A 1,616-nucleotide genomic window follows, 5' to 3' on the forward strand; every position below is an offset into this window, starting at 1 on the left:
GCTGCCCCCGCCAGGGCTACCAGCCCCCGAGTCTGGGGCGCGCTCAGGGCGAAATCCAGCTCCCCGACCTCATAGCCCGCTACGGCGCTGCCGCCCCCGTTTGGGTGGGCAGGTAGGTTGGCGGGTTGGTCATAGCCAGCCAGGTAGTGCTGCCAGTAGGCCAGGGAGGTGGCCACGTCCTGCCGCCCCAGCCAGTCGATGTAGCGGCGGTAGGGCACGGGGGGCGGTAGTTGGGGGGTGCGGCCCTGGCTGAGTTGGGCATAGAGGTGGGTGTATTCGGTCAGCAGCAGGCCCGCGCACCAGCCGTCCATGAGAATGTGGTGGTGCGTCCAGATCAGTTCATATTGATTATCAGCTAGTTGCAGCAGGCTTAGCCGTAATAGCACTTCGCGGTGAAGGATAAAACCCCGCTGGCGGTCCTGCTCCTGGTAAGTAGCCACAAACGTCGCCTGCTGGTCGGGCGTCTGTTTCCGCAGGTCGTGGTACCGAAAATCAGCTTTCCGTTCGTTAAGCACCACCTGCACCGGGGTGTCGGCGGTTTTGTCGTCGAAGAGCGTACGCAGCACCTCGTGGCGGTCGATGAGTAGTTGCAGACTTTGCTCCACACGCCGGGCCTCAAGTTGGCCGGTCAGGCGATAGCTGATTTGGTTGACATAGGCCGACGGAGAGGTGTCGAGCAGGGCGTGAAACAGAATACCCTCCTGCATCGGCGACAGCCCGTAGACATCCCTGATCATCGGGTAGTGGTGCGCCAAGTGCTCGAATTGGTCCAGCGAAAGTTGCGTATTGCCGAAATCAGATGGGGTAAACGCGCGGGTAGGCTGGGCTACGCAGTGCGCCACCAAGGTCATCAACTGTGCGTCGAACGCCTGCCGAAATGCCGTGATACCTGCCGGGGTAAAGGCCGCCGACCGGTACCGTACCTGCACCTGCAAACATCCGGCCACCACCGCGCCACTGACGGCCAGAAAACACCCTTCTGATAGCCCCGGTACCGACGCTTCGTCAGGCGTAGCTTCGTCGACAACCACCAGCCCAACACCCAACGCCGAAGCAGGAGCGGCCTCTTTCTGACCGAATTCACCCAGGTAGTTAAAACTCACCTGGGGCTGAAGGGCCAGCGCCGCGCCGTCTTCGCTCAGGTATCGTAACACGCCATAGCCCAACCCCTTGTCGGGCACTAGTCGAATTTGTTCCTTAACAAGCTTCACCGTGCGGGACAATCCAGCCTGGGCATCGACCGCCAGCAGCACCGGATACAGACTAGTGAACCAGCCCACCGTACGACTCACGTTGAGATCACCCGCCGGACCCTGCTCGAAGCCCTGCCGTCCGTGCCCTTCCAGTTCCACCACCCACGCATCGCGCCCCAGTTCTTTTTCCAGCACTAGCAACAGGGCCGTTAGGAGTAGTTCACCACTGTTGGTGCCGTAGGCTTCGTTGGCCACCGATACGGTCTGGGTCTGCGATGGGGTTAGTTCAAAATGCACCTGAGCTACCGGCCCGGGAGCCAGTAAGTAGTCGGGCATTGGCGGCAAAGCTTGGGCCTGGCTGACCACCCCCCGCCAGTAGCCACGCTGGGTTTGCAGATAAGCACCCCCCGCCTGAGCCAGCAA

General features: G+C 61.6%; 1 protein-coding gene. It reads right to left on the minus strand.

What is annotated here, in order from left to right:
- Positions 1-1,559 (minus strand): condensation domain-containing protein (locus tag J2I48_RS28065; RefSeq protein ID WP_310587321.1); only part of this gene is annotated, 1,559 nt, incomplete at its 3' end.
- Positions 1,560-1,616 lie beyond the last annotated feature (57 nt).

Source organism: Fibrella aquatilis (genome assembly GCF_017353255.1).
Lineage (GTDB): Bacteria > Bacteroidota > Bacteroidia > Cytophagales > Spirosomataceae > Fibrella > Fibrella aquatilis.